5 protein-coding genes are annotated in these 5065 nt (G+C 69.7%); 1 reads left to right on the forward strand and 4 read right to left on the reverse strand.

Annotated elements, in window-relative coordinates; translation table 11 throughout:
* The 3 genes from R1101_RS27045 to R1101_RS0115790 all read right to left on the reverse strand — a co-directional run.
* A partial coding sequence (locus R1101_RS27045) for a DEAD/DEAH box helicase (RefSeq protein WP_037223773.1) occupies positions 1-1515 on the reverse strand: 1515 nt, incomplete at its 3' end.
* A 51-nt stretch (positions 1516-1566) separates the two neighbouring features.
* Positions 1567-2127: a hypothetical protein gene (locus R1101_RS0115785; protein ID WP_016934352.1), complete on the reverse strand. Its 561-nt coding sequence runs from the start codon at positions 2125-2127 to the stop codon at positions 1567-1569.
* A gap of 37 nt (positions 2128-2164) precedes the next feature.
* A complete protein-coding gene (locus R1101_RS0115790; protein WP_016934353.1) occupies positions 2165-3535 on the reverse strand; it encodes an FAD-binding oxidoreductase in 1371 nt (456 codons plus the stop codon).
* A 100-nt stretch (positions 3536-3635) separates the two neighbouring features.
* Between R1101_RS0115790 and R1101_RS0115795 the strand changes: the two genes are divergently transcribed.
* Positions 3636-3893 (forward strand): DUF7218 family protein, encoded by a 258-nt coding sequence (locus R1101_RS0115795; RefSeq protein WP_006550162.1) that lies wholly within the window; start codon positions 3636-3638, stop codon positions 3891-3893.
* Between the two features lie 92 nt (positions 3894-3985).
* On the opposite strand, the gene R1101_RS0115800 is transcribed toward R1101_RS0115795, so the two are convergent.
* Positions 3986-5065, reverse strand: a 1080-nt coding sequence (locus R1101_RS0115800) for an aldehyde dehydrogenase family protein (RefSeq protein WP_016934354.1), incomplete at its 5' end; no start/stop codon positions are given.

Below are 5065 nucleotides of genomic sequence, written 5' to 3' on the forward strand. Positions count from 1 at the left end.
GAACTCGTCGGACGGATAGCGGCCGGCGAGCAGGTCGAGCACCGATTCGTAGACCCCGCGGGACAGGCTCGCGAACGACCCGCTGCGCCGGACCGTGTCGAACCAGTCGTCGACGTCGACGGGTTCGAGGGCCGTGGCCGCGACCGTCTGCTGGGCGAGCACGTCGAGCGGATTCGCCGGGACCTGCAGGGCCTCGATGTGGCCCTCGACCATCCGCTCGACGGTCACGGCGCAGTGCACGAGATCGGTGCGGTGCTTGGGGAACAGCACGCCGCGCGAGGTCTCGCCCACCTGGTGCCCGGCGCGGCCGACGCGTTGCAGACCGCTGGCCACCGAGGGCGGAGCCTCGACCTGGATCACGAGATCGACCGCACCCATGTCGATTCCGAGTTCGAGACTCGACGTCGCCACCACGCACCGCAACCGGCCCGACTTGAGATCGTCCTCGATCAGAGCGCGCTGGTCCTTGCTCACCGACCCGTGGTGGGCGCGGGCGAGCACGGGTGCAGCGCCGGCGGTGGTCTCGGTGGGCGATCCGAGCTGCGAAGGCGGTGCGCCCTCGCGGTCCACCTGCTCGCCGAGGCGTTCGGCGTGGATCTCGTTGAGCCGGGCGGTGAGGCGTTCGGACAGGCGCCGGGAGTTGGCGAACACGATCGTCGACCGGTGCTCGGTGATCAGATCGACGATCTGTTCCTCGACGTGCGGCCAGATCGACCCGGCCTGCGGTGTGGGGGAGAACGATTCCTCGTCGGGCTCGGAAACCCCGAGTTCGGTCATGTCCTCGACCGGTACGCGCACCGCGAGATCCCACGTCTTCGCCGACGGGGGCGCGACGATCCGGATGGGGGCGGAGCCGGTGAGGAACCGGCCGACCTCCTCGTGCGGCCGCACGGTGGCCGACAACCCGATGCGTTGGGCCGGCGCGCGCAGGAGCTGGTCGAGACGCTCGAGCGACAACGCGAGATGCGCCCCGCGCTTCGTGCCTGCCACCGCGTGGACCTCGTCGACGATCACCGTCTCGACCCCCACGAGGTTCTCCCGTGCGGACGAGGTGAGCATGAGGAAGAGGGACTCGGGCGTCGTGATGAGGATGTCCGGTGGTGTGCGGGCCAGGGCGCGGCGATCGGCTTGGGAGGTGTCGCCGGAGCGCACGCCGACGGTGATGTCGGGTGGCGTCAGCCCCAGCCGTTTCGCGGTCTGCGTGATGCCGACCAGCGGGGAGCGCAGATTGCGCTCGACGTCGACGGCGAGGGCCTTGAGCGGTGAGACGTACAGCACGCGGGTGCGGTGTTCGCGTGCTGCGTGCTCGTCCGCCGGGGTGGACGCGAGCCGGTCGAGCGACCACAGGAACGCCGACAGGGTCTTGCCCGAGCCGGTGGGGGCGACGACGAGCGTGTGGGCTCCCGAGGAGATCGCCTCCCACGCGCCGAGCTGGGCCGGGGTCGGGGACTCGAATGCCCCCGCGAACCACGCTCGGGTCGGCGCGGAGAAACGATCGAGGATGTCGGTCACCATCCCATCGTCTACCCGCCGACCGACACACTCAGTCGCCGCACGTGAACCCGCTCAGTCGTCGTACGCGAACCGGGCGATCTGACGGCAGTGGTCGTCGGCCCGGGAGTTGCGTCCGTCGCGCATCAGCTCCGAGACGAGCGCCCGAGCCGGGGCACGCCACGGCAGAGCCGCGAACTGCTCCCGGGCGGCGGGTTCGTCGCTCCACACCACGCACACGACGGCACCCTCGTCGACGAAGGTGAGGGCGGGTGAGTCCGCCGCGAGCTGCTCACGTGTCGAGCCCGAGGCCTGCTCGAGTTCGGTTCCCGACACGCGGACGTACCCGGCGAGGCTCCGCTGTCCGCCGGAGAGGTCGAGGAACACCCCGGCGACCGCCAGGTCGCCGGCGTGCACCGACACCAGCGGCTTCCGGGGGTCGGTCGGCTCCTCGGGGGGAAGACACACGACGGACCAGTACTCGCATTCGCTCATGCGGGCGTTCGGCACGATCGACGACACGACGTCTCGAAGCCAGACCGTGACGGACCCGAACTCCGGATACTGCTCGAGTTCGCGGTACTTGGTCTCGCGCAGTGGCAGGGCGGCCGTCGACGGGGGCACACGGGTGTTCACGCGACGATTATGACCGCTGCCGGTGTGGTGTGGGTCATCAGATCACCACTCCGGGATTCAGGATCGAGTTCGGGTCGAGCGCGGCCTTGATCCGCTCGGTCAACGCCATGACGTCCGGCCCCACCTGATCCGGCAGCCAGGCCTTCTTGAGCCGGCCGACGCCGTGCTCGCCGGTGATGGTGCCGCCGAGTTCGATGGCCAGATCCATGATCTTCCCGAACACCACCTGTGCCCGTGCCGTCATGTCCTCGTCGGCGGGGTCGTAGACGATCAGCGGGTGGGTGTTGCCGTCGCCGGCGTGTGCGATCACGGCGACGGTGACGTCGTGTTCGGCGGCGAGCTCGGCGATCCCGCTCACCAGCGCGGGGAGGGCGGGGATCGGTACCCCGACGTCCTCGAGCAGCAGACTGCCGGTGCGTTCGACGGCCGGGATGGCCATGCGGCGGGCCACGGTGAACGCCTCGCCCTCCTCCGGATCGTCGGTCGCGAAGACGTCGTCGGCCCCGGCCTCGCGGCAGGCCCGCACCATGATCTCGATCTCCTCGGCGGCCGCCGCGCCCGGCGCGTCGGAACGGGCGATGAGCATCGCCTCGGTGCTGCGTTCGAGTCCCATCCGCAGCATGTCCTCCACGGCCCCGACGGTGGCCCGGTCCATGAATTCGAGCATGGCCGGTCGCAGCACGGCGGTGATGGTGACGACCGCGTCGGCGGCGGCCTGCACCGACGAGAACGTCGCGACCATCGTGGATCCGGGTGGCGGTGGTGGGACGAGACGCAGGGTCACCTCGGTGATGACGCCGAGCGTCCCTTCGCTTCCGACGAACAGTTTCGTCAGCGACAGGCCCGCGACGTCCTTGACCCGTGGCCCGCCGAGCCGCACCGCGGTGCCGTCGGCGAGGACCACCTCGAGTCCGAGCACGTAGTCGGTCGTCACCCCGTATTTCACGCAGCACAGGCCGCCGGCGTTGGTGGCCGCGTTCCCGCCGATCGTGCAGATCTCGAACGACGACGGATCGGGCGGATACCACAGGCCGTGTTCGGCAGCCGCCTTCTTCACCTCGACGTTGAGCAGACCGGGCTGGGCGACCGCGGTGCGTGTCGCGGTGTCGACGGTGATCGCGCGCATCTTCTCGGTGCTGAGCACGATGCCGTCGGCGAGTCCGCCCGACCCGCCGGACAGGCTCGTGCCGGCACCCCGGGGTACCACCGGCACCTTGTGGGTGTTCGCCCACCGCAGCGTCGCCTGTACGTCGGCGGTGGATGTGGCCCGTACGAGCGCGAGGGGAACCGCGGCGTCCGGGTCCTGCGCCCGGTCCTGCCGGTAGCCGGCGAGGATGTCGGGATCGATGATCAGTGCGCCGGCGGGCAGCTGCCCGCGGAGTTCGTCGAGCAGGTTCCCTGGATACACGCCCCAGGTCTACCACAGGATGTGTCACAGGCCACAGATCCTCTGATTGGGTGCAGTGTCGTCGGGTACCCCTTCCGCAGGACACGGAAAGGAGAAGACGATGCCGAATCCGTCGATCAAGAACGAGAAGATGTACGAGGACCTGCGCGAGGACGGTGCCTCGAAGGAGAAGGCGGCCCGGATCTCCAACGCGGCTGCGAACGAGGGCAAGTCGCAGGTCGGGAAGAAGGGCGGCAAGTCCGGCTCCTACGACGACTGGACGGTCGACGACCTGAAGAAGCGTGCGAAGGAACTGGGCATGACCGGTTACTCCGACATGAAGAAGGACGAACTGATCGACGCACTGCGCAACCACTAGCCGCCCGGACCCCGAGTTCGCGCGCCGAAACGAGCTTCGCCCCTGCTGTGGGGGCGGCGAGGCTCGTTCAGGCGCGCGAACGTCGTTCGGGATCAGCCGAACTCGACACCCTGGGCGAGCGGCAGCTCCGTCGAGTAGTTGACGGTGTTCGTCGCCCGCCGCATGTACGCCTTCCACGCATCCGATCCGGATTCGCGCCCGCCGCCGGTGTGCTTCTCCCCGCCGAAGGCGCCGCCGATCTCGGCCCCCGAGGTGCCGATGTTGACATTCGTGATGCCGCAGTCGGATCGGGCCAGGAACAATTCGGCCTCGCGCTGGTCGAGCGTGAAGATCGACGACGAGAGTCCTTGCGGGACACCGTTGTGCAATGCGATCGCCTCGTCGAGGTCGTCGTAGTCGAGGACGTACAGGATCGGGGCGAAGGTCTCTTCGCGCACCACCTCGGTCTGTGCGGGCATCCGGACCAGCGCGGGGGAGACGTACACACCGCCACCCGCGACGTCCACTCGCTCACCGCCGACGACGAGTGTGCCTCCGTCGGTCTGCGCGCGGTCGAGCGCCGCGGTCATCGCCCCGTAGGACCGTTCGGAGATGAGCGGACCCACGAGCACACCCTCGTCGAGCGGATTCCCCACTCGCAGACGCGAGTACGCCTTCGCGATCCGCTCGACGACTTCGTCGGCGATCGATCGGTGCACGATCAACCGGCGCAGGCTGGTGCAGCGCTGGCCCGCCGTGCCGGCCGCGGCGAACACGACGCCCCGGACGGCGAGGTCCTGATCGGCGGACGGAGCGACGATCGCCGCGTTGTTGCCGCCGAGTTCGAGCAGGCAGCGACCGAACCGCGCCGCGACCCGCGGCCCGACGATCCGCCCCATCCGGGTGGAGCCGGTCGCACTCACCAGGGCGATACGGGGATCGTCGACGAGCGCCTCACCCACCCTGTGGTCGCCGAGGAGCAGGTGATGGAGACCGTCGGGGGCGCCGACGTCGGCGGCGGCGCGGCGCAGCAGCGCGTCGCAGGCGAGGGCGGTGAGCGGGGTGGTCTCCGACGGTTTCCACACCACCGGGTCGCCGCACACCAGCGCGATCGCGGTGTTCCACGACCACACCGCCACGGGGAAGTTGAACGCGGAGATCACGCCCACCACGCCGAGCGGATGCCAGATCTC

This window comes from Rhodococcus sp. R1101, assembly GCF_000278445.1.
Taxonomy (GTDB): domain Bacteria; phylum Actinomycetota; class Actinomycetes; order Mycobacteriales; family Mycobacteriaceae; genus Rhodococcus; species Rhodococcus gordoniae.

Bases quoted from the DNA above. Each gene is read 5' to 3' on its own strand.
- R1101_RS0115795 (WP_006550162.1), top strand. From the start codon at position 3,636: ATGCCGAATCCGTCGATCAAGAACGAGAAGATGTACGAGGACCTGCGC.